The organism is Pseudomonas sp. B16(2017) (assembly GCF_002113205.1).
Taxonomy (GTDB): Bacteria; Pseudomonadota; Gammaproteobacteria; order Pseudomonadales; family Pseudomonadaceae; genus Aquipseudomonas; species Aquipseudomonas pharyngis.
Genome location: NZ_NEKA01000004.1, coordinates 413,132 through 436,664 on the forward strand (window position 1 = coordinate 413,132; position 23,533 = coordinate 436,664).

General features: G+C 62.3%; 20 protein-coding genes. 11 read left to right on the forward strand and 9 right to left on the reverse strand.

What is annotated here, in order from left to right; translation table 11 throughout:
- Window positions 1–62: 62 nt before the first annotated feature.
- The 6 genes from CAG25_RS09385 to CAG25_RS09410 all read right to left on the reverse strand — a co-directional run bounded on the left by CAG25_RS09385 (window position 63) and on the right by CAG25_RS09410 (window position 8,547).
- Window positions 63–2,717 (reverse strand): TonB-dependent receptor, encoded by a 2,655-nt coding sequence (locus CAG25_RS09385; protein ID WP_085610468.1) that lies wholly within the window; start codon window positions 2,715–2,717, stop codon window positions 63–65.
- A 117-nt stretch (window positions 2,718–2,834) separates the two neighbouring features.
- Window positions 2,835–3,338 (reverse strand): RES family NAD+ phosphorylase, encoded by a 504-nt coding sequence (locus CAG25_RS09390; protein WP_085610469.1) that lies wholly within the window; start codon window positions 3,336–3,338, stop codon window positions 2,835–2,837.
- Window positions 3,335–3,811: an antitoxin Xre/MbcA/ParS toxin-binding domain-containing protein gene (locus tag CAG25_RS09395; protein WP_172829488.1), complete on the reverse strand. Its 477-nt coding sequence runs from the start codon at window positions 3,809–3,811 to the stop codon at window positions 3,335–3,337. The genes CAG25_RS09390 and CAG25_RS09395 overlap by 4 nt, the downstream gene beginning before the upstream one ends.
- Window positions 3,812–4,080: 269 nt before the next feature.
- Window positions 4,081–7,005, reverse strand: coding sequence for a TonB-dependent receptor (locus CAG25_RS09400; RefSeq protein ID WP_085610470.1), 2,925 nt, complete (start codon window positions 7,003–7,005; stop codon window positions 4,081–4,083).
- Between the two features lie 91 nt (window positions 7,006–7,096).
- Entirely contained in the window at window positions 7,097–8,044 is a 948-nt protein-coding gene (locus CAG25_RS09405; protein WP_085610471.1) for a FecR domain-containing protein, read from the reverse strand.
- Entirely contained in the window at window positions 8,041–8,547 is a 507-nt protein-coding gene (locus tag CAG25_RS09410; RefSeq protein ID WP_011334510.1) for a sigma-70 family RNA polymerase sigma factor, read from the reverse strand. The genes CAG25_RS09405 and CAG25_RS09410 overlap by 4 nt, the downstream gene beginning before the upstream one ends.
- A gap of 298 nt (window positions 8,548–8,845) precedes the next feature.
- Here CAG25_RS09410 and CAG25_RS09415 point away from each other — a divergent pair, with 298 nt between their 5' ends.
- The 4 genes from CAG25_RS09415 to CAG25_RS09430 all read left to right on the forward strand — a co-directional run bounded on the left by CAG25_RS09415 (window position 8,846) and on the right by CAG25_RS09430 (window position 13,816).
- Window positions 8,846–10,564 carry a hydrogenase maturation protein gene (locus tag CAG25_RS09415; RefSeq protein WP_085610472.1) on the forward strand — a complete coding sequence of 573 codons (1,719 nt, stop codon included), beginning with the start codon at window positions 8,846–8,848 and terminating at the stop codon, window positions 10,562–10,564.
- 60 nt (window positions 10,565–10,624) lie between these two features.
- The gene (locus CAG25_RS09420) at window positions 10,625–11,488 is read left to right on the forward strand and encodes a LysR family transcriptional regulator (protein ID WP_085610473.1); all 864 of its coding nucleotides are present in this window, start codon (window positions 10,625–10,627) and stop codon (window positions 11,486–11,488) included.
- A 109-nt stretch (window positions 11,489–11,597) separates the two neighbouring features.
- Entirely contained in the window at window positions 11,598–12,743 is a 1,146-nt protein-coding gene (locus tag CAG25_RS09425; RefSeq protein ID WP_085610474.1) for an SRPBCC family protein, read from the forward strand.
- Window positions 12,744–12,799: 56 nt separating this feature from the next.
- Window positions 12,800–13,816 carry an SMP-30/gluconolactonase/LRE family protein gene (locus CAG25_RS09430; RefSeq protein WP_371857713.1) on the forward strand — a complete coding sequence of 339 codons (1,017 nt, stop codon included), beginning with the start codon at window positions 12,800–12,802 and terminating at the stop codon, window positions 13,814–13,816.
- A gap of 108 nt (window positions 13,817–13,924) precedes the next feature.
- Here the strand turns inward: CAG25_RS09430 and CAG25_RS28635 are convergent, their stop codons facing one another.
- Both CAG25_RS28635 and CAG25_RS09435 read right to left on the reverse strand, forming a co-directional pair.
- On the reverse strand, window positions 13,925–14,095 hold the full coding sequence (locus CAG25_RS28635) for a hypothetical protein (protein ID WP_178076150.1): 171 nt from the start codon (window positions 14,093–14,095) through the stop codon (window positions 13,925–13,927).
- A gap of 109 nt (window positions 14,096–14,204) precedes the next feature.
- Window positions 14,205–14,447, reverse strand: coding sequence for a YdcH family protein (locus CAG25_RS09435; RefSeq protein ID WP_085610476.1), 243 nt, complete (start codon window positions 14,445–14,447; stop codon window positions 14,205–14,207).
- A 205-nt stretch (window positions 14,448–14,652) separates the two neighbouring features.
- On the opposite strand from CAG25_RS09435, the gene CAG25_RS09440 reads away from it, so the two are divergent.
- From CAG25_RS09440 to CAG25_RS09470, 7 genes are all read left to right on the forward strand, one after another.
- Window positions 14,653–15,174 carry a DUF4142 domain-containing protein gene (locus CAG25_RS09440; RefSeq protein WP_039768854.1) on the forward strand — a complete coding sequence of 174 codons (522 nt, stop codon included), beginning with the start codon at window positions 14,653–14,655 and terminating at the stop codon, window positions 15,172–15,174.
- Window positions 15,175–15,413: 239 nt separating this feature from the next.
- Complete coding sequence (locus CAG25_RS09445) at window positions 15,414–16,265, forward strand: STAS domain-containing protein (protein ID WP_085610477.1); 852 nt, start codon at window positions 15,414–15,416, stop codon at window positions 16,263–16,265.
- Between the two features lie 3 nt (window positions 16,266–16,268).
- Window positions 16,269–16,631, forward strand: a complete 363-nt coding sequence (locus tag CAG25_RS09450) for an STAS domain-containing protein (protein ID WP_011334518.1) — start codon at window positions 16,269–16,271, stop codon at window positions 16,629–16,631.
- The gene (locus tag CAG25_RS09455) at window positions 16,628–17,032 is read left to right on the forward strand and encodes an anti-sigma regulatory factor (RefSeq protein ID WP_039768856.1); all 405 of its coding nucleotides are present in this window, start codon (window positions 16,628–16,630) and stop codon (window positions 17,030–17,032) included. Before CAG25_RS09450 ends, CAG25_RS09455 begins: the two co-directional genes overlap by 4 nt.
- Complete coding sequence (locus tag CAG25_RS09460; RefSeq protein ID WP_085610684.1) at window positions 17,029–18,039, forward strand: ATP-binding protein; 1,011 nt, start codon at window positions 17,029–17,031, stop codon at window positions 18,037–18,039. Before CAG25_RS09455 ends, CAG25_RS09460 begins: the two co-directional genes overlap by 4 nt.
- Window positions 18,032–18,907, forward strand: coding sequence for a sensor histidine kinase KdpD (locus tag CAG25_RS09465; RefSeq protein WP_039768858.1), 876 nt, complete (start codon window positions 18,032–18,034; stop codon window positions 18,905–18,907). Before CAG25_RS09460 ends, CAG25_RS09465 begins: the two co-directional genes overlap by 8 nt.
- Window positions 18,897–20,840, forward strand: a complete 1,944-nt coding sequence (locus tag CAG25_RS09470; RefSeq protein ID WP_064597085.1) for a response regulator — start codon at window positions 18,897–18,899, stop codon at window positions 20,838–20,840. The genes CAG25_RS09465 and CAG25_RS09470 overlap by 11 nt, the downstream gene beginning before the upstream one ends.
- Window positions 20,841–20,891: 51 nt before the next feature.
- Here CAG25_RS09470 and CAG25_RS09475 read toward each other — a convergent pair whose 3' ends face one another.
- Window positions 20,892–23,525: an excinuclease ABC subunit UvrA gene (locus CAG25_RS09475; protein ID WP_085610478.1), complete on the reverse strand. Its 2,634-nt coding sequence runs from the start codon at window positions 23,523–23,525 to the stop codon at window positions 20,892–20,894.
- Window positions 23,526–23,533 lie beyond the last annotated feature (8 nt).

The window sequence follows — 23,533 nt, forward strand, 5'->3', positions numbered from 1 at the left end:
CATTTTTTATAGGGCGGGGTTTAGAACGATAAGTGACTAAAACCCGACCTGACCGATCATTTTCAGAACTTGTAATTGACCCGCGTGTACAGCGTGCGGCCAAACGGGTCGCCGTATTTGGGGTCGTAGCCGCTCTGGAACGTGTAGGTCTGGTTGCTGAACGGCGGCTCGCGGTCGAACAGGTTTTTCACCCCGAGGGTCACCGCCAGGGTCTTGCGCCAGGTGTAGGTGCCGGCCACGTCCCAGACGTTGTACGAACCGACGTAATCGTGAGTCTCGCGATCCGAATCGTGGTAACCACTGGTGTAGCGGTTGGTCAGGCTTGCGCCGAGCGGGCCGTAGTTCCAGCTGCCGGTCAGGCTGTGACGCCAGCGGGCCACGGCGCCGGCCGAGGCAAAGTCGCCGCCGCGAAAATCGCCGAGCTTGTCGATGTAATCGCCCTTGAGCTGTTGCTGATAGTCATAACGGGTCACGTAAGTGCCTTGCAGACCGATGCCGAAATCACCGTACGGCGTGCTCGGCAGGCGATAGTCGAAACTGACGTCGACGCCGTTGGTCTTGATCTTGCCGAGGTTGGCCAGCCCGGTGACGATGTGGTCGATGGAACCGTCGGGCTTGCGGATCAGGCGCTCCGGGTACAGCTCCGGATTCTCGAACACCGCCGATTCGGGGAACTCGGCGATCTGGTTGGCGATGTCGATCCACCAGAAATCCAGGCCGGTGGTCAGGCGATCAAACGGCTGATATACGAAACCGAGGGTGACGTTGCGCGCGGTCTCCGGGCTCAGGTCGGTGTTGCCGCCGGAGGTGCGATTGAACTGCTGGGCGCAGTCGCGGTTGGCAATGCCGCCGTTGCTCGGGTTGCCTCCAGCGCACAGCCGCGGGTCGTTGTAGTTGGCGTTGGTGAACGAAGTAAACGTCGGGTTGTACAACTCGTACAGCGATGGCGCACGGAAACCTTCGCTGTAGGCGCCGCGCACCACCAGTTCCTTGAACGGCTGGAAGCGGAACGAGTATTTCGGGTTAGTGGTGCTGCCGAAGTCGCTGTACTTGTCGTGGCGCACGGCGGCGGACAGTTCCAGGCTGTCGAGCACCGGCACGTTGACCTCGGCGTACTGCGCCGAGACGCTGCGATCCCCTTGTACGCTGCCGTTGGGATCAACACCCAGGCTCTGCACGTCGCCGGCAAACGCAGCGAAATCCTGATGAAAATCTTCCTTGCGATACTCGCCGCCCAGCGCCAGTGCCGAAGGCCCTGCACCGAACCAGTCGCCGATCTCGCGGCTGACACGCCCGTCAATCGCCTTGACCCGGCCCACTGCGGTCGCGTAATCGCCGTCTACCTCGTTGGCTGCCAGTAGTGCCGAACCGGCGGCGGTCTGCGGGCCGAACGGGTTGATCACACCGTTGGCGATGCCCTGGCTGACGGCACGGTCGTTCACATAACCGCTGCGAATCGTGTTGACCACCTTGTTCTGGTTGTACGACGCGCCGAGGTTGTAATCCCACCCGACCAGCGTGCCGTCGAAGCTCAACAGCAGACGCTGACCGGTGTTGTCGTCCTCATGCTGACGCGCACCGACGGCGGTCTCACGCCAGTTCACATCCACCGGTTGCGTCGGGTCCAAAGCAAAACCGCTCGGCCCGGGCGTGATGCCGTTACCCGGATAGAACGCCGTACCAGGATTAACCTGATTGCCCATCAAAGTGCCGGGCCCGATCTGGGTACGGTTTTCGTTGCGCGCCCAGAAGTATTCGAGGCTGACGTTGTGATCGTCCGACAGCTTGCCGGTGGCCTTGGCGAAGGCCGAGGTCTTCTCGGTTTCCGGCACCAGATCAAGGTAGTTCCACAGGCTCTGGCGGCAGATGCCGTTGCGTGACAACAGCCCCGGCGCATTGCAACCGGAACCGGCCAGCGGGTTGGTGGCATTGCTGCCCTGGCTCCAGTTGGCGGGCGATGCCGTGCCGGAGGTGTAATCCAGACCGCGCCCCGGCTGGTAGTTATAGGTGTAGCCACGATCATCGGCGGCCAGGCGATTCTGCTTGTCGTAACTCACCACGCCGAAAACGTTGAAGCGATCGTCCTGTAAATCGCCAAAACCCCAACTGCCGCTGAAATTGCGACTTTCGCCGCCGCCAGAATGGGTCGGTGTGTCGTAGTTCGTGCTGATCTGACCTTCGGTGAGGCTGGTCTTGGTGATGAAGTTGATCACCCCGCCGATGGCATCCGTACCGTACAGCGCCGAAGCGCCGTCGCGCAGCACTTCCACCCGGTCGATGGCGGCGAACGGAATGGTGTTGAGGTCGACGCCGGAGCCGTTGATCGCATTGGTTGCGTTGTTGCTCAGGCGCCGACCGTTGAGCAGCACCAGGGTTTTGTTCGGGCCAATGCCCCGCAGGTCGGCATAGGACGCCCCGCCGCTGCTCGACCCCACCGAGCGCCCGGAGCCCACCGAAGACTGGTTGGCCGAGATGCGGTTGACCAGCTCTTCAGTGGTAGTCACGCCCTGCTTCTGCAACTCCTCGACCCGCAGAATGGTGACCGGTACGGCGGTTTCGGCATCGACCCGGCGGATCGCGGTGCCGGTGACTTCGACCCGTTGCAGTTGGGTGGTCGGCTCGATTGCCGTGCTGTCTGCAGCCACGGCCGGGAACGTGTTGAATACCAGCAGCAAGGCCAGGCTCAAAGGGGATTTAACGGGTAAAAAATGGATCATGAACAGCCATCCCTGCGTTTTGGTTTATGCAGGGATGTGCGATGGCAGACCGGGTTTTATAGGGCGCGATTTAGACCGTTGGGTGCTGAGGTTATGCAAAAAGACGCGCGTGATTTCTCATACCAGTTCCGCGTCCTTGAGCAATCGCGTATCCAGCCCGAATCGCTCTTGCGAGATCATCCTGAATTGCCCCTCTGCCAAATCGCAGCTCACCAGCAAATTCCACGAGTGCCGGGTGGCTGCCGATGGAATCAGTACAAACGGGTGCTCGGCGAGCAACGCGTCGGCAAAATCCTGCTGGTTGGGCGAGGCCTGTGCGGGACTCATCCAGTAGGGGTTGGGCAGCTCCTCGGGTTGCACGATTTTCACAAGCGCCTCACTGACCACCTCAAAGCACGTCAGCACATAGGGACTTCTATCAAGTGCGTTGAAACTCCCGTGAGCGGCCACCTCCAGAATGGCTGTAGATGGATCGATCGAAGCATAAACGACACGGCGGCCGGGCCGGTTCCATCGACCGCCCTGCATTTCTGAACCGATGCCGCTGTCCCATGTGCACCGGTAAAGCTCAGGGTCCAAACGCCACGCATACCAGCGGTCGTCCCAAGGCAGAGGGTTCATTGATAAACCCCGTATTTAATCCGGTGCAGATAAGCAATGACCGATTGATACCCCAGTGAGCTTTCGATCAATGCAACGGGTCTGTAACCGTTTAACCATTTGGTCGCCTTGCTCATCCACTCCTCGGCGCTCGGCTGATCGTGGAACACCTCGATAGCGGACTCAAGAGCGTGCGCATACTGAAAAGCGATCATGCTCTGCTGTCGGCTCATTCGCGTCGGCTCGCCACTGTTCAGCAAGCGCCGCACGGTTCTGACGGACTTTCCGGTGATGAGCTGCACAAGCTCGCTTTCCCGGTAGAGCTCGGATGTTGAAATCATGTTCACAACGTCCCGCAGATCAAAACCTTCCCGCGCGTAACCAACAATGTGCATGGTGTCTCTGTCCCATATCCGGCCGTTCAGCAACACCTCAACAGGCTTCCCCTCGACCTTCTTCAGCCCCGTAAACCGGGGTGCTTTCGCTTGGGGCATCGGAACACCCTCCATAGGGCATCTGGCGTGATCGTGGCGCCAGGAATCACGAGGGGAATAAGTAGAGTTTTCGTGCTCGAGATGTGGGATTCGCATAATCCATCCAATGTCAGGGGCCCGAGTCTCCAGGCCGGTCAGTGACTTCATGTCACGACCGATGCTATAGGCCCCGCTTCCGACGGCCAACCTTAAAAAGTCGTCGGAAATATCCCCGGTTTCGTCCAAAGCCCGGCAACTTCCGTAGGACGCTGCCGGGCATTATTCCGTTCTCAACTGCCGAAGTGATAACTCACATCCAGCCACCACTGGCGCCCGTACGGGTCGTAGTTGCCGGTCGGGTAATACGGCCATCCCGCCGAGTCGTCATGCTTGACCTGATTGAGCACATTGTTCACGGTCAGCCCGACACTCGCCCGGTCGTTGAGCCTGTACCGTGCGCTGGCGTTGAACACCGTCCACGGCGACAGTCGCCCGTCGCCCGCGCCGTTGGTGACCGAGCCGTAACGAATCCCCATCAGCGTCGCCGTAGCTTTCTGGTAATCCCAGGTCAGGCTCGCGTTGACCTTGCTGCGCCAGTCGTAGTTGGTGCGCGAAGTGCGCCAGTCCTGGGTCGGCGCCTCGTCCGATTCTTTGTAGTAATGCGAGAGCACCAGGGTGTAACCCAGCGCCGAACTGAACGCGCCGTACTGCCCGGCGCCCCAGCGGATGTTGCTCTTGAAGTCCAGGCCGCTGACCCGTTCGCTGGCGGCGTTGATCGCGTTCACCCGCACCCGCTGCAACTGATTGGGATCGACGGCGGCATTGCCGGGATTGCGATCGACGCGTGCCAGGGTCGACTGGCAGTTGGCCGAATTGATGTCCTGGGTGCCATTGCGGCATTCGTTCTCTTGCTGCAACAGGCGGTTTTCGTCGACGGTGGTCAACAGGTCATCGATCTCCACCCGCCAGAAATCGGTGGAAAAATCGAAATTGCGCGACGGCGACCAGACGAAACCGTAGGTCCAGGATTTGCCGCGTTCGGATTCCAGATCCGCCGTGCCGCTCTGGGTGTAATCGACCCGCCCGCGATCACAGGCGCCCTCCACGCCCTGGCTGCAACCGTAATAGTCGATCTGCGCCGGGTAGTAACCGTTGCTGTCGGACTGATAGATGTAGTTCAGGTCCGGGGCGCGGAAACTGGTGCCGTAGCTGCCGCGCACCAAAAGGCTGTTCACCGGCCGCCATTCCAGGCCGAGGTTGTAGGTCTTCTGCTGCTCGGTGCGGCCGCTGAATTTGTATTGGTCCCAGCGCCCTGCCGCTGTCGCCAGCACCGTGTCGGTGACCGGAATGCTGAACTCGCCACCGGCCGCATAACGCTTGCGCGAGCCTCCGGAGCTTTGCGCAGGCGTCACGCCGTAGAAACTGCCGTCGTTGAGGCGGTCATCCGGGTCGATGCGATATTCCTGTTTGCCCGCCTCCAGCACCCCGGCGAATCCCACCGGACCGGCGGGCAGGTCAAACAACTCGCCGTTGACCGACGCGTTGTAACTGGTGGAAACCGACTTGCTGCTCTGCGTCAGGTTGCCGCGAAACTGCTCCCATTCCTGCTGCGTCAGTGGCCGGTCGAGGCGCGAGGCATCCGGCGCGAACACCGGGTAACCGCCACGGGTGCCCAGTTGCGGGCCGAGGTAGAAATCCTGGATCGACGACAGCGGCGTGTAACGGGTGGTGCGCACGCTTTTGTACTCGGACCGGTTGGCCGCCAGTTCATAGTTCCACCCGGTGTCGGCGATCTTGTCCGAAAGGCCCAGGGTGCCGGTCCAGGAGGTGTCGCGCCACTTGCTGTTGTTGCTGGTGCGCCCACCGATTTCCTCTTCGCCGAAGCGTCGATACCAACGCTCCAGATTGCCGCTGTTCTGGTTGATGAAATCCGGCGAGGTGAAGCTCGGGCCGCGTGTGTTGTTCTGGATGTGATCGAGGCCGTACATCAAATCGGCGAAGACCTGCCCGCTGTCGCTGAAATGCCAGGTGCCACGGGTGTAGCCGTCGTAGTTTTCCTTTTGCGTCTGCACCGTCCAGTAATCGTTGTAGATCTGATCGGTGCGGCAACGTCCGCCGCTGTTGAACAGCTTGTTGTCGAACGTGCCCTGATAGGCGCCGCAACCTGGCCCCAGATAGCGGTTGTTGGTCAGGTCGCGACGGTAGCCGACATCCGCCAAAGGCCCGCTCTGCATGAAGCCGCGATCATCAGCCCAGATCGGATCGCGGTTGGTCAGTTCGAGCCCGAACAACCCGTCGAAGTCGCCCCAACTGCCGCCGCCGCTGATCTGCAAGCGTTGGTTGTCACCGCCGCCGCGCTCGCTGGTGCCGCCCTTGAGATTGACGTCGACGCCATTCATTTTGTCCTTGAGGATGATGTTCACCACCCCGGCAATCGCGTCCGAACCGTAGATCGCCGAGGCGCCGCTGCTGAGCACTTCGATGCGCTCGATGATCGCCGACGGAATGTTCGCCAGGTTGGTGAAGTTGACCTTGCCGTCGTACGGCGTCGGGTAATCGGCGACCCGTCGACCGTTGATCAGCACCAGCGTGTGATTCGGGCCGAGGCCGCGCAGGTTGAGGGCGCTGGCCGCCGGTTGCCAGGTGTTGCCGTAGTCTTCGCCCTGGGTCATGCCGGTGTTTTGCGTTTGCGTGGCGAGGGCGTCGTAGACGTTCTTGTAGCCGCGCGCTTCCATTTCTTCGTGGGTGATGACGTTGACCGGGGTCGCACCATCGCTCTGCGCGCGGGCGATCCGCGAGCCAGTGACGGTGACTTTTTCCATGCGGTAATCGGCGCTGCTGGCGGGTGCCACGGCAGCGGCCTTGACCGGTGCGGCGCTCGGCGCATCGGCCGGGCGAATGCTCAGGCCCTGGCTGCCCTGCTCGACTTGCAGGCCGCTGCCGAGCAAGGCCTTCTCCACCGCCTGACGGCCACCCAATGCGCCGCGCACCGCACTGCTGCGCTTGCCCTGTACCAGATTCTGACTGAAGGAAATCGGCACGCCGGTCTGGCGCGAGATGTCCAGCAGCACCTCGTCGAGAGCCCCTGCGGCAATGTCGAAAGTAAACACCTGAGTGGCGGCGTCTTGTGCTTGAACGGCGACCGGAACCATGCCCGTCGCCAGCACGATGGCCAGCGTCAGGCGGGACAATTGTTGTTGTTTGAATGAGAACATCGAGGGGCTTCCCTGTTGAAGGCGTCTGCAGGGAATGAGCAGCGGGCCGGCGCTTTTTATAGGGTCGCGGATAGACCGGGAAGTTATGGATTTATAACCGTGCTTCAATGCTCACCCAGTACGGGTTGTACCAGGTGACACGGATCGGCAGCGAACGCTCCAGCAGTTGCAGGGTCCGGTCGCTGTCGTCCAGCGGATAGAGACCGCTGAGGCGCAAACCGGCGACCTCGGGACTCAGGTGCAGGATGCCGCGACGGTAGCTGCGCAGGCTGTCGATGACTTCGCTCAAGGGGCGATCGCGCACTTCAAGCCGCCCTTGGACCCAGGCACTTTCCTGCCCTTTGCTGCGTTCCAGCGCGAGGATTTCCTGAGCGTTGAACAGCAGACTTTCACCCGCCTCCACCACTTGCAGCGCGCCGCTGGCAGTGGCCACTTCGACTTGCGAATGCAACATCACCAGCCGCGTCGAATCCTCACCGCGCTGCACCAGGAATTTGGTCCCGAGCGCGCGCATCCGCCCATGCTCGGTTTCGACCACAAACGGCCGGGCCAGATTTTTCGCCACATCGATCAGCAGTTCACCGCTGCGCAAGTCCAGCAGACGCTCAAGATTGTTGAAGCGCGGCACCACGCGGCTGCGGGCATTGAGGGTCAGGGCGCTGCCATCCTCCAGCGTGAACGCCCGACGCTCGCCGGTACCGGTCGACAACTCGCCGGCCTCCGGCAGCCAGCCATAGCGTCGCCCGAGCAGCCCCGCCAGCACCGCGATCCCGAGCACACTCAAACTGCCGCTGAGGAATCGACGGCGACTGGACGGCGCATTCAGGCTGTGCAGGAGACTTTCACGCGGCAAGCCGCGCAGGTTCGCATGGCGCAGCAGGCTCAACCCGCCACCCATTTGCTCAATGATTTGCTGATGCCGTGGATCCGCCGTGCGCCAGGCGTCGAAGGCCGCGCGCTCCTGCAAGCTGACGTGCCCCGATTGCAGCAGCGCCATCCATTGCGCGGCTTCGTCGATCAGCGTGTCGTCCGGCCTCATGCCTGCATCGCCTGATAGCAACGTTTGAATGCCTCGACCATGTATTGCTGCACACGGCTGGTGGACACGCCGAGGCGTTCGCCGATTTCGCTGTAGGTCAGGCCATCGAGCTGGTGATAGAGAAATGCAGCCTTGGCCTTGGCCGACAGGCCGTTGAGCAAGCGATCCACCGCCAGCAGCGTTTCGATCACCAATTCCCGTTCCTCGGGCGACGGGTGCACCGGTTCCGGCGCCAAGGCAAGGCTTTGCAGATAAGCGCGCTCCAGATCCTGCCGGCGCCAGCCTTCATAGACCAGCCGCCGCGCAATCGTGGTCAACAGCGCGCGGGGTTCGCGAATCGCCAGCGGATCGGGCAGTGCCAAAACCCGAAGAAAAGTTTCCGAAGCAATGTCCTGTGCGCTGTGCGGGCAGCCGAGGGTACGACTGACCGCCGCGCACAACCATCGGTAGTCCTTTTGGAACATTTGCCCGATGACCTGGTAATGCGGGTTGTGACTCCCCATGCCTTACTCCCTGAAAACGGGCTCCACCCGCTGCGAAAATCCATGGATACGCCGGGATCTTCCGGCGGTGATCAAGGGTGCGACTGTGCAATAGCGCCGGATACATTTGAAGTAATAAAAAATCAGGATCATCAAACATTCGAGAATAAGGCACGTCGTCGCCGCGGCAGCATTGGCTGACACAACGTTGATCTCGATCAGTGGCGCCGGCCACGCCAGTCTCTAACCTTGCGCCTCCATCGATAGCCACGGACGGCTCACCGGGAGCCTGCGGCTGACCTTTCAAGGAAGAGCAATCATGCGATCACTCAACATCATTCTTCTGTCGTCGGCGTTCAACGGCTTGACCCAGCGCGCGTGGCTGGAACTGCGCCAGGCCGGGCACTCACCCAGTGTGGTGCTGTTCACCGATGAAGCCGCCGTGTGCGAACAGATCGAAAACAGCGGCGCTGACCTGGTGATCTGCCCTTTCCTCAAGGACCGCGTTCCCCACGCGCTGTGGAGCATCCCGCAGCGTCCGGTAGTCATCATTCACCCGGGCATCGTCGGCGATCGCGGCGCCAGCGCACTGGATTGGGCGATCATGCGCGAGCTGCCGTCCTGGGGCGTGACCGCCCTGCAAGCGGTGGAAGAAATGGACGCCGGCCCGGTCTGGGCCACCTGCGAATTCAACCTGCCGACCGGCCTGCGCAAATCCGAGCTGTACAACGGGCGAGTCAGCGACGCGGCGATCCGTTGCATCCGTGAGGTGGTGGAAAAATTCATCGACGGCTTCGTGCCGGTGGCGCTGGACTACAACGATCCCAAGGTTCGTGGACGCTTGCAGCCGAACATGAAACAGGACGATCGCACCTTCAGCTGGCACGACTGCTCGCGCTTCATCAAGCGCTGCATCGACGCGGCGGACGGCCAGCCCGGCGTACTCGCCAGCCTCGCTGGCGGGCAGTATTACGTGTACGACGCACACCTCGATCAGCGCACCGGCATGCCCGGTGAAATTCTCGCGGTGCACGACGACGCAGTGCTGGTGGCGACCGGTGATCACAGCTTGTGGATCGGCTCGCTGCGGCGCAAACCGCAACCGGGCGAGGAAACCTTCAAGCGTCCGGCCCGGCATGTGCTGGCCGGTCAGTTGTCTGGCGTGCCGGTGCTGGACTGGTCGATTGCCAACGCGCCGTTCAGCGACGAGCCGTATCAACCGATCCGTTATCGCGAGTCCGGTCAGGTCGGCGAACTGACACTGGAGTTCTACAACGGCGCCATGAGCACCGAGCAATGCCGGCGCATGGTGGAAGCGCTGCGCTGGGCCAAGTCCCGCGACACTCAGGTGCTGCTGATCAAGGGTGGACGCGGCAGTTTTTCCAATGGCGTGCATCTGAACGTGATCCAGGCCGCCGAAGATCCGGGTGCCGAAGCCTGGGCCAACATCCAGGCCATCGATGATGTGTGCGAAGAATTGCTCAGCGCACGGCAACTGGTGGTCAGCGGGGTTACCGGCAATGCCGGCGCAGGCGGTGTGATGCTCGCACTGGCCGCCGATATCGTGTTTGCCCGCGCCGACATCGTGCTTAACCCGCATTACAAGAGCATGGGCCTGTATGGCTCGGAATACTGGACCTACAGCCTGCCCCGCGCCGTCGGCCCGGCCATGGCAGAACAACTGACCCAGGCCTGTCTGCCGGTCAGCGCGGCTCAGGCGCTGCAACTGGGCATGGTTCAGGAAATCGGCCCGCACTGCCCGGACGAGTTCTCGCTGTGGCTGCTGCAACGGGCCAACAGCGTGCTGAGCGATCCGACTTATGCGCCGGTGCGCGAACGCAAGCTGCGGGTCGATCATGTGTTGATCCGTCAGTGTCGCGAGGCTGAGTTGAAGGAGATGCAGGAAGACATGCTGTACAACCGCAATCAGTTTGCCGAGAAGTGCCGCAACTTCGTCTACAAGCGCAAGACCTGCTGCACACCGGCGCGGTTGGTGGAGGATTGGGCTCGGGTGCGAGAAGTCGAAATGGCTGACTGAACAATGACGCGGTCCCGGGGCTGCCCGTACAATGCGCGCACTTCAACCACCGGCCCGCCCATGGACATTGACCTCGCCCGCACCTTTCTGGAAATCGTCCGCCACGGCAGCCTTGCCGCGGCGGCGGAGAAACTGTTCGTCACGCAAACGGCAATCACCGCCCGGGTCCAGAAACTCGAAAGCCAGTTGGGCAGCACGTTGTTCGTGCGCAATCGTGCCGGTGCGCGGCTGACCGCCAACGGCGAGGCCTTCGTGGTCTACGCCAATCAGCTGGTGCAGACCTGGGAAGCCGCACGCCGCGACCTGCCCTTGCCCGAGGGCTATCACAACGTGCTGCACATCGGTGGCGAGGTCAGCCTGTGCAACCCGTTGATGCTCAGTTGGGCCGCCGAATTGCGCGAGAAAATCCCCGGTCACGCCCTGCGCATGGACATTCGCGACGGCGAAAACCTGCTGCGCCAGCTCGAACTGGGGGTGCTCGATGCGGCGCTGGTCTATCAGCCGGAATACTGGCCGGGGCTGCAGGTCGAGCAGGTGCTGGAAGAGAAACTGATTCTGGTGACCACGCCCGGCCGCCCGGCCCCTTACGTGTACATCGACTGGGGCCCGGACTTCCGCCGCCAGCACGACGCCGCCCTGCCGGAAAAAGCCAAGGCTGCCCTGAGCTTCAACCTCGGCCCGCTGGCCCTGCAATACATTCTCGAGAACGGCGGCAGCGGCTATTTCCGGACCCGGGTCGTGCGCACTTATCTGGAAAGCGGCGCGCTGGAGCCGGTGACCAAAGCCCCGGAATTCGGTTATCCGACCTACCTCGTCTACTCCCGCGACCGTGACTCGGCGATCCTGCAACAGGCGTTCGACCTGCTGCGCGAGGTGATCAGGGCCGATGACGACTGGTCGCAGCGCTGGAACCCGTTGAGCTGACGGCCGCTATGCACCGGAGCATGGCACTTGTGACCTGAAGGTTGGCACTGCACAAACGGCCGGATCGGCTACGCTGCCGGGATAACGACAATATCCGCGGGTGAGCGCAGTGAGGCAGACCACCGAGGCATTTCGCAGCCGCTACCGGGCGGCGATCCATCCCCGCTACAACCCGTGGCTGCATGGCGCGTTCGTGCTGCTGTTCGGTGTGCTGGCCATCGGCGCGTTCTGGAGCAGCGTGCACCAGATGCGGTCGCTGGAATGGCTGACCGTGCCGCTGACCTTGCTGTTCTTCAATTTCGGCGTGTACATGGTGCACCGCCACCTCGGCCACCACAAAAAGCGCTTCGCCCGGATGTTCTACGCCCGGCATGCCGGCGATCATCACAGCTTTTTCACCCCCGGCCACATGACCTACGACGGCGCCCGCGACTGGCGGGTGATCCTGTTCCCGGCCTGGCTGATCGTGCTGCACACGCTGGCGATCACCCTGCCCCTGTGGTGGCTGTTCGCGCAGGTCAACAGCAACGTCGCCGGGCTGTTCGGTGGCTGCATGGTGTTCGGTTACCTGACCTATGAAGTGTTTCACGCCTGCGAGCATCTGCCGCCGCAGAACCCGCTGACCCGCCTGCCGTGGATCCGCCAGATGCGCCGTCTGCACGAGCTGCATCACCGTCGCGAGCACATGCAGGAACGCAATTTCAATATCGTTTTTCCGCTGATGGACTACCTGTTCGGCACCCTCTACCGGGAGCCGGAAACCGCCCCTCTGACCGATTCGAGAACGCCCATGACCCGCATGCAGCACACAGTCGATATCGCCGGTGATCCGATTGCCGTCCTCGCCTACGCCGCCACCGTCAGTCGCTGGCCGGAGTGGCACCCGTCTTCGCTGAAAATCGACGGCCCGAGCGGTGCGTTGCATGCCGGCGCACGATTCGACGAGGACATCCATGCCGGCGGTCGCGAGGGGCATTTGCGCTGGGAGGTCACCGAGTACCTGCCCGGCCGACGCTGGTGCGCCCGGGCCCAGGGTGATCAGGGGCTGTCGTTGCGGCTGACCTATGAATGCTCGGCGCACGACGCTGCCACGCGGTTCGTGCGCACCCTCGATTACCAGTTCGAAGGGATCGGCCTGCGCATCGCCAACCATCTGCTGCTCAAGCGGCGCATCGAACGCGAGTCGGCAACGTCGATGCTGGCCCTGCGCGACATGGCCACCCGGCATCTCGCACTCGCGGGAGCCCACGTGTGAGATGGCGTTATCTGGTGTTGCTGCTGGTTGTCGGGGTTCTGGGCTTTTTGCTGTTGATGCCGACCAGGGTCGAGCCCGTGGCCTGGACGCCGCAACCGGCGCCCTCGCTGACCGAGGGCCAGTACGCTGACAATCAGCGGCTCAAGGGCGCGGCGCAAGTCGGCCCGAGTAACATCGAAGGCCCGGAAGCGCTGCTGCTGGAAAACGACTTTCTGATCACCGGACTGCACGACGGACGCCTTCTGCGCACCAGTCTCGATGGCCAGCAGCGCAAGGTGCTGGCCGATACGGGCGGCCGGCCGCTGGGGCTGGCGCGGCATCCCAACGGTTTGCTGGTGATCGCCGACGGGGTCAAGGGTTTGCTGTCCCTTGATGCACAGGGGCAACTGGTGGCGCTGACCACCGAAGCCAATGGCCTGCCGTTCGGGTTTACCGATGACGTGGCCATCGACAAGTCCGGGCATTACGCCTACTTCAGCGATGCCTCCAGTCGCTGGGGTTACGGCCACGATGGCGAAGCGATCATCGAGCATGGCGGCGACGGGCGCCTGCTGCGTTACGACTTCCAGACCGGAAAAACCAGCGTATTGCTGGACAGGCTGGAGTTCGCCAATGGCGTGACCCTCGGCCCGGAAGACGCCTATGTGCTGGTCAACGAAACCGGCGCCTACCGCATCAGCCGTTATTGGCTGACCGGGCCCAAGGCCGGCACCCACGATCTGTTCATCGACAACCTGCCGGGGCTGCCGGACAACCTGGCGTTTAATGGTCGGGATCGTTTCTGGGTGGCGTTGTACACGCCTCGCAATCCGTTGCTCGACCGCACCGCCGCCCACCCTTTCGTGCGCAAGATGCTGGTGCGGGCGATGACCGTGCTGCCCAAACCGGTGGAAAAGCGCGGGTTCGTGCTGGGGCTGGATCTGGAGGGCAAGGTGATCGCCAATCTGCAGGATGCCAGCGCCGGCAATTACTCGCCGATCACCACGGTGCGCGAGTATGGCGACTGGTTGTATTTCGGCTCGCTGAAGGCGACGCACATGGCGCGGATGCCGTTGGACGCCGCCTTGAAGTGAGGCCCTGGACTTTGTATTGAGTCGACTGGCCCTATCGCCAGCAGGCTGGCTCCCACAAAGAGATTGCATTCCAAATGTGGGAGCCAGCCTGCTGGCGATAGCGGATTGTCAGTTACTGGATCTATCGAAGGTTTCCGGGTCTTCATCCTCCGGCACTTCCTCGCTCTTGCGTTCCTCTTCAGGATTACGGACGGTATGCGCCGGACTATTGGGCTCGGGATGGGTGGGAACCGGGTCGAATGCACCCTGTTCTTCACTGGGGAATTTTGGATCTTTCATAAGGCACCTCGTTGAGAGTCGCAATGTGAAGACTCTGAACATTCGAGGTGCCGGTCGGGGCTGTCGTTCCAGTCAATTCACCACCGCAGGCCGGTGGTGCGACTGACGGTCAGGATCGAGCCTGCAACTGCTCGACGATCTTGTCTTTGACCTGCAGGCGTTTCTCTTTCAGTTTCTTCAGGGTGTCGTCGCTCGGCGCATCCGAGGTCGCCGTCTCGGCCTTGACGACTTCGGCGTCCGCCTGGGAATACCTGTTGATCAGTGCATCCAGATGTGGATCCGCGGTGCGTCGTTGCTGGATCTCTTCCTTTGTAAGTTTCAAGTCCTGTAACAGATCATGGGTCACCGGCATGGAACACCTCCGTCAGTTGATCGGCAGCCAACGCGACCGATTGCGCTGGCCAGGTATCAGAATGGCCTCGGTTGGCCACTTCTGTCGACCACCTGTCAGACCAGCGGTGTCCGTTCGTCGCCCTTTCGCAAATGCGATAAAACCTTTGGTCGGCGAACTCCCTCCATTGAATAACGCTCACAAAAACCTGCGTGGAGAAGCACCAATGGACGGATTCAAACTGCGTCACCTTTTTCTGGCTGTCGCCCTGAGCACCGGCATGGGCTCGGCCTTTGCCGCCACCGACAACGATTTCGTCGATAACGCAGCGGCCGGCGGCATCGCCGAAATCGAAACCAGCCGTCTGGCACTGGAAAAGAGCCAATCTGCCGACATCAAAGCGTTTGCCAACATGATGATCACCGACCACGGCAAGGCCAACGATGAACTGGCGACGATTGCCAAGGCCAACGACATCGAAGTGCCGGACACCACGACTCTGGTCAAACAGGCCAAGGAAAAAATACTCGAAGTCCGTGATGAGTCGTTCGACGCCGCCTATGCCAACAATCAGGTGAAGGCTCACGAAGAAACCATCGAGCTGTTCAAGAAACAAGCCAACACCGTGACCGACGACAAAGTCAAAGGCGCCACCGAACTCAAAGCCTTTGCGCAGAAAATGCTGCCGGCGCTGGAGAAACACCTGGCCCACGCCAAAGAGCTGCAGGCCAAACACCCCAGCAAGTAATCGCCAGGTATACAAAGAGGCCGCCTCCATTGGACGCGGCCTCTTTGCGTTGGGCTTTGTTGCTGGCAAAAGATCAGCATTCCTGGCCGCGCCGACTAGAGTTACCGGTGCGTTCCTTGCGGCAGATCAAAAATATCCTCGGGGGAACGAACAACTATTTCGAACGGCCAAGGTCATTCACTTCGCGCCGGTCATTTCCCGAAGAACCGGCCCCCTATTCGCAATGGAGCAACAGGCACATGGCAGCACTGCAGAACAGCACACTTAATGCGATTAAAAACAATCAGGTTCAACTGCTGGGCGAATGGATCAACGGGCTTCAAACCACCGGCGCTACGCGCAACCTCAAAGAACACGACATACAGCAACAGACCGGCGAATTCCTGCAACTGGTGGTCAGCGGCCTGGAAAACGACAGCGGCACCAACATCACCGCGCCGGGCTGGGAAGGCATGCGCCACTTCCTCGAAAAACTCTCCCACAGTCGTGCCCAGCTCGGTCAGGATTCCCAGCAGACCGCCAGCTTCATTTTCTCGCTCAAGGGCCCGCTGTTCGCCCTGCTGCAAAACCATTATCAGGATCAGCCCGCCCTGCTCGCCGAACAGCTTTGGGAAATTTCCGAATTGTTCGATGCCTTCGGTCTGTACACCATCCGTACCTTCCAAAAATCCCGTGAAGCGGTGATCAAGCGCCAGCAGGAAGAACTGCTGGAACTGTCGACCCCGGTGGTCAAGCTGTGGGATGGCGTGCTCGCACTGCCGATGATCGGCACCCTCGATTCACAGCGCACCCAAGTGGTAATGGAATCGCTGCTGCAACGCATCGTCGACACCGGCTCGGAAATCGCCATCATCGACATCACCGGCGTGCCGACCGTCGACACGCTGGTCGCCCAACACCTGCTCAAGACCGTGACCGCGATCCGCCTGATGGGCGCCGATTGCATCATCAGCGGCGTGCGACCGCAGATTGCCCAGACCATCGTGCACCTGGGCCTCGACCTGCAAGGCGTGGTCACCAAAGCCAATCTGGCTGATGCGTTGAAACTGGCGCTGACCCGTCTGGGCATCACCCTCACCAAGACGGTCTGAACAATGGAACGTATCCCGATTCTTCAGATGGGTGACTTCCTGCTGGTGACCATCCAGGTCGACATGCACGACCAGCTCGCCCTCACCCTGCAGGACGACCTGTCCGAACGCATCAGCAAGACCTCCGCGCGCGGGGTGCTGATCGACATCTCGGCGCTGGACATGGTCGATTCGTTCATTGGCCGGATGATCGGCACCATTTCCGGCCTGTCGAAAATCATGGACGCCGAAACCATGCTCGTCGGCATGCAGCCGGCGGTCGCCATTACCCTGGTCGAGCTCGGTCTGTACCTGCCAGGCGTCAGTACCGCGCTGAACGTCGAGCGCGGCATGAAACTGCTGCAGGAACGAGTACGCCAGCAATGACCGTGCGCAGCAGCGGTACCCAACCGATCAACATCGAGCAGGACGTGGTGCTGGCCCGGCAACAGGCGCGCAAGCTGGCCACCGAATGCGGCATGCGCCTGATCGACCTGACCAAACTGGTGACCGCCGTCAGCGAGCTGGCGCGCAACACCATGGTGTATGGCGGTGGCGGAGACATGGACTGGCAGATCCTCGACGACAACCACAAGGTCGGCCTGCGCCTGACCTTTCGCGATGAAGGCCCGGGCATTCCCGACATCAAACTGGCGATGACCGACGGCTGGACCTCCGGCAGCGGTCTGGGCCTGGGCCTGACCGGGGCAAAGCGTCTCGTGGACGAATTTGAACTGGACACCGAGCCCGGCAAAGGCACTCGCATAACGATCACCCGATGGACATGAACATCAGCGGGACATTGACCCAGGTGTTGGTGATCGAGGACAGCAGCCAGATCGGCCATGCCCGGCGTACGGCGCAACGTCTGGCCGAGCAACACGGTTTTGGCGAAAGCGATGCCGGCCGCGTCGCGCTGGTGGCCACGGAGCTGGCGAGCAATGTGCTCAAGCATGCCGGGCGCGGGGAATTGCACCTGCGCCTGTTGCCCCGTCAGGGTGACGACGGCATCGAGATGATTGCGGTCGACCGTGCCCAGGGGTTTGATCTGGACGCGTGTCTGGCGGACGGCTTTTCCACCGGTGGTACTCAGGGCATCGGTCTCGGTGCAGTGGCTCGACAGGCGGATGTCTTCGACGTATATGCCGACCATCGCGGCGCCGTGCTGCTGGCTCGTTTATACCCGCGCAGCGACCGGCAGTTGGATATGCCGTATGGTGTCAGCCAACACTCGCTGCACAACGATCCGGCCTGCGGCGACGTCTGGCATCTGGCGATTCATGGCCGTGACATCAGTGCCTTGATCGTCGACGGTCTGGGCCATGGCGAGGACGCCGAGCGTGCGGCCCGTGCAGGTGAGAAAGCCTTTGCCCTGAGCCCGTTCGGTGCGCCGACGCTGCTGATGGAAGACATGCACCGCGAGATGATCGGGAGCCGGGGTGGCGCAGTGGCATTCGCGCAGTTTCACGCAGGGCGTGCCAGTCTGTCGTTCACCGGCGTCGGTAACATCGGTGCCAGCCTGATCGCCTCCGACAAGTCGCGCGGACTGGCCTCGCACCCGGGGATCGTCGGCGGCCAATACCGAAAAGCCCAGCCCTTTGACTATGCTCACGTGAACGGACATCTATTGATCATGTACAGCGATGGCTTGCAGTCCCGTTGGAATCTACAAGACTACCCCGGTCTGGTGCATCGCCATCCCGCCGTGATAGCCACCGTCCTGCACCGCGATTTCTGTCGCGGGCGCGACGATGTAACGGTGCTGGTCGTTGCCCTGGAGGCCGCCCATGGCTGAGTCCCCGACACTGAGCAATGCCGAACAGGCTGCGTTGATCGCCCAGTTGCAGAGCGAAACCGCTGCGTTGCGCGAAGAGCTCGACGAAACCAATCAGGGCGTGCTGGCCCTGTACGCCGAACTCGACACCCAGGCCGAACAACTGCGCCAGGCGTCCGATCTGAAGAGCCGGTTCCTGTCGTACATGAGCCACGAGTTCCGCACGCCGCTGGGCTCGATCCTGAGCATCAACAGCCTGCTGGCCGACGAACTCGACGGCCCGCTCAGCCCCGAGCAGCACAAACAGGTGGCTTTCGTCAGCAGCGCCGCCCGGGAACTCAGCGACATGGTCGACGACCTGCTCGACCTAGCGAAGATCGAGGCCGGACGCATCAGCATTTCGCCTGCGTGGTTCGACATGTTCGACCTGTTCGCGGCGTTGCGCGGAATGTTCCGTCCGATTGTCGACGCCACTGCCGTAGACCTCATTTTCGAAGAGCCAGTGGGCCTGCCGCGTCTCTACACCGATGACAAGAAGCTGGCGCAGATCCTGCGCAACTTCATTTCCAACTCGCTGAAATTCACCACCCGTGGTGAAGTAAGGATCTCGGCACGCCTTGAGGGTGAGGACAAGGTACGGTTCGCCGTCAGCGACACCGGTATCGGTATCGCTTCGGAGCTGCACGGCACCTTGTTTGAAGACTTTTCTCAGGTCGACTCGCCGCTGCAAAAACGCCTGCGCGGCACCGGGCTCGGATTGTCCCTGTGCAAACGCTTCGCCGAACTGCTCGGTGGCGAGGTCGGCGTCCAGAGTACCCCGAGCGTGGGTTCGTGCTTTTTCGTGATCATCCCGTTGGCGATCGCCCAGGAGAGCGTCGATGAAACATGACATCCGTCTGTTGATTGTCGACGACAACGTCGCCACCCGTTACGCCTTGCGCCGGCGGCTGGAACGCCACGGCTATGAGGTGTCAGAGGCCGGCACCGGTGGCGAAGGCCTGGCGTTGATCGCCAGTGAAAAGCTCGACGCGTTGATTCTCGACGTCAACCTGCCGGACATGAGCGGCTTCGATATTGTCCGCGAACTGCGCGCCGACGCCCGCACCGCGCTGCTCCCGGTGATCCACGTGTCGGCCGCGTCGATCCAGACCGGCGACATCATCACCGGTCTCGATGCCGGTGCCGATGCGTATCTGATTCACCCGGTCGATCCCGATGTGCTGCTGGCAACATTGCGCACCCTGCTTCGGGTGCGCGACACGGAGAACGCGTTGCGCGAAAGCGAGGCGCGTTTCCGCGAGATCTTCGTCAACATCTCCGCGCCCATCGCGGTGCTGGATGCCGACCTGAAAGTCCACGAGTGCAACCACGCTTTCTCCCAACTGATCCAGGACAACCGCGACCCGCAGACCCTCAGCGAATGCTTCGCCGAGGATCAGAGCGCGATCCTCGACGAACTGCGCCTGCGGCTGGTGGATGGCGAACGCTGGAAAGGCACGCTGAACATGCGCGTGCAGGGCGAGATCCGCGAAACCGAGTGGCAGATTTCCCCCTACCGCACCCCGAAACTGAGCCTGGTGTTCGTCGAAGACGTCACCGAACACCGCCATCGCGAACGCTCGCACCTGGCGCGGCTGGACGACACCACCACGCAACTGGCCAAGGAAGTCGCCGACCGGGTGCGTGCCGAATCGCAACTGCTGCAAGTACAGAAAATGGATGCGCTGGGCAAACTCACCGGCGGCATCGCCCACGACTTCAACAACCTCCTGACCGGGATCATCACCAGCCTCGAACTGATCCAGAAACGCGTCGCCGATGCGCGCCCGGACAAGGTCCAGTTCTATGCCGAAGCGGCCCTGAGTTCGGCGATGAGCGCGGCCTCGCTCACCCATCGCCTGCTGGCTTTTGCCCGCCAGCAACCGCTCGACACCCGTCCGGTGGACATCAACAAGCACGTCCGCTCGCTGGAAGAGTTGCTGGTGCGCACCATCGGCGAACGCATCGCCCTCAAACTGGAAATGACCACCAAACCTGCCATCGCGCTGGTCGATCCGATCCAGCTCGAAAGCGCAGTGCTCAACCTGGTGATCAACGCCCGGGACGCATTGCCACGGGGCGGCAATATCTGGGTCAGCACTTACGCGGCGTATTCCCACGGCGACCCGAACCTCGCCGATGGTTCCTATGTGGCGCTATCGGTGCGCGATGACGGTACCGGCATCGAGCACAGCGTCATCGATAAGGTGTTCGAGCCGTTTTTCACCACCAAACCGCTGGGCCAGGGCACCGGGTTGGGGCTGTCGACGATCTACGGTTTCGCTCGTCAATCCGGTGGCGATGCGCACATCCGCAGCGTGGCGCGACGCGGCACCGAAGTGACGATCATGCTGCCGGCCACCAGTGATCCGACCGCTGTCGATGTGGCCCCGGTGACCATCGATCCGCAAGGCTCGGGCGAACATGTGTTGATCGTCGAAGACATGCCGGCGGTGCGCCTGTTCGTCACCGAAGTGCTGGAGGACGCTGGTTACCGCTGCACCCAGGCGGCCGATATCGAAACCGCGCTGGAGCGCTTGCAAAACGACTCGTCGATCGACCTGCTGCTGACCGATGTGGGTCTGCCACGCATGACCGGCCGTGAACTGGCGGACGTTGCCCGGGGCTGGCGTGAAGCGCTGCCGATCCTGTTCATGACCGGTTACGCGGAAACCGCGATCAACCGCCAGGTGTTCCTCGGGGCCGGCATGGAGATGCTGGTCAAACCGTTCCAGATCCGCGAGTTGCTGGACAAGGTTCGCCGCACGCTCGACGGCGCCTGATACACCGCCATTGCGTGCAAGCCCGTGATGAGGCCCGCCTAGGCGACGCAGTTATCGGTTCAAGGCACGGGCTAGAAACGGCGCAGTCCGGCTCTTCTTGCTCGCCGCCACTTTCTGCGGCGTTCCGGCCACGACGATCTGGCCGCCCTGATCCCCCGCGCCCGGGCCGATGTCGATCACCCAGTCGCTCTGCGCCACCACGCGCATTTCATGCTCGACCACGATCACCGTGTGCCCCGCCGTCACCAGCGTATCCAGTTGCTCCAGCAAGCGGTCGACATCGCGCGGGTGCAGGCCGGTGGTCGGTTCATCCAGCACATACAACGTCGCCCCGCGCTGGTTGCGCTGCAGTTCGGTGGCCAGTTTGATGCGCTGGGCTTCGCCGCCGGACAACTCGGTCGCCGGCTGCCCGAGGCGCAGGTAACCGAGACCGATGTCGCGCAGCACCTCCAGCGAACGGCGAATCGCCGGTTGCTCGGCAAACACCGTCACCGCCTCGTCCACCGTCAGCTGCAGCACCTGCGCGATGCTCAAGCCCTGCCAAAGGATGGCCAGGGTTTCGGGGTTGTAACGCGCGCCATGGCAGGTCGGGCACGGCGCATAAACGCTGGGCATGAACAACAACTCGACACTGACAAACCCCTCGCCTTCGCAGGTCGGGCAGCGACCCTTGGCGACATTGAAGGAAAACTGCCCGGCGTCGTAACCCGCCGCTTTCGCCTCGTCGGTCGCGGCGAACAACTTGCGCACGTTGTCGAACAGCCCGGTGTAGGTCGCCAGATTCGAACGCGGCGTGCGGCCGATGGGTTTCTGATCAACCTGCACCAGACGCTTGATCGACTCCAGCCCGGCGCTGACCTGGCCGGTGCTGGCAGACGGGGTATCGTCTTCCAGATTGAGTTCTTCCGGCTCGGCGTCACTGACGCTGCGCCCGAGCTGCGCGCCGACCAGTTCCAGCAGCGCCTGGCTGACCAGACTGGATTTGCCCGAACCGGAAACACCGGTGACCGAGGTGAAACAGCCCAGGGGAAATTCGGCGCTGAGGTTATTCAGGTTGTTGCGGGTGACACCGTCGAGCTTCAGCCAGCCCGACGGTTTGCGCGCCGTACGGGTCGACCGTTGCTGTTCGGCGAACAGATAGGCGCGGGTCTGCGAGTCCTCGATCGCGGCCAGCCCCGGTGGCGGGCCGCTGTAGAGAATCTGCCCGCCCTTTTCACCGGCCGCCGGGCCGACGTCGATCAGCCAGTCGGCGCGGCGCATGGTGTCCAGATCGTGCTCGACCACAAACACGCTGTTGCCGTCGGCCTTCAGACGCTGCAAGGCCTCGAACAGCGCCTCGCCGTCCGCCGGGTGCAGGCCGGCGGAGGGTTCGTCGAGCACGTAGATCACGCCGAACAATTGCGAGCCCAGTTGAGTGGCCAGTCGCAGGCGTTGCAATTCGCCGGACGACAGGGTCGGCGTGCTGCGCTCCAGCGCCAGATATCCGAGCCCGAGATCGGTCAGGGTGCTGACCCGCTCCAGCAAGTCCTCGGCAATGCGCTGCGCGGCCAGGCGTTTTTCCAGCGACAGGTTCGGCGTATGGCGCACGTCCGGCGCGTTGGCGTGGCCGCTGGCGCCATGGGCCACGCGTTGTTGCCGGGCTTCGCGGGTCTGACTGTGGCTCAGGGTTTCGCCGGTTTCATCGGCGTGTTCCAGCCAGCTCGGGTCCGCCACCGGTTTCAAGACTTCGGCAACTTGCAGCAGCGGCATCCGCGACAACTCGCCAATGTCATGCCCGGCAAACGTCACCGACAGCGCCTCGCGCTTGAGGCGCTTGCCATCGCACAGCGGGCACAGGCTGCCGAGCATGAACTGCGACACGCGTTTCTTCATCAGCGCGCTTTGCGAATGGGTGAACGTGTGCAGGATGTAGCGCCGGGCGCCGGTGAAGGTGCCTTGATAGCTTGGCTCCATGTTGCGCTTGAGGGCGACGCGGGTTTCTTCCGGCGTCAGCCCGGCGTACACCGGAACGGTCGGTGTTTCCTCGGTGAAGAGGATCCAGTCACGCTGTTTTTTCGGCAGCTTGCGCCACGGGATATCGACATCGATGCCCATGGTCACCAGGATGTCGCGCAGGTTCTGCCCCTGCCAGGCCAGCGGCCAGGACGCCACGGCGCGCTGGCGGATAGTCAGATTCGGATCGGGCACCATCAACGCCTCGGTGACCTCGTAGACCCGGCCCAGTCCATGGCATTGCGGGCAGGCGCCTTGTGGCGTGTTCGGTGAGAAGTCCTCGGCGTAGAGCATCGGCTGCCCCGGCGGATAGCTGCCGGCGCGCGAGTACAGCATTCGGATCAGGCTCGAGAGCGTGGTGACGCTGCCCACCGACGAGCGCGTGCTCGGCGTGCCGCGCTGTTGCTGCAGGGCCACGGCCGGGGGCAGGCCTTCGATGGAATCGACGTCCGGCACGCCGACCTGATCGATCAGCCGCCGCGCATAGGGCGCCACCGATTCGAAATAGCGCCGCTGGGCTTCGGCATACAGCGTCGAAAACGCCAGCGACGACTTGCCCGAACCCGACACCCCGGTGAACACCACCAGTGCATCGCGAGGAATGTCGACGTCCACGTTCTTCAGATTGTGTTCACGGGCACCGCGCACGCGAACCATGCCGGCGGCAGAACTGGAATTGCGTCTGGAAGTCATCGGCCAGC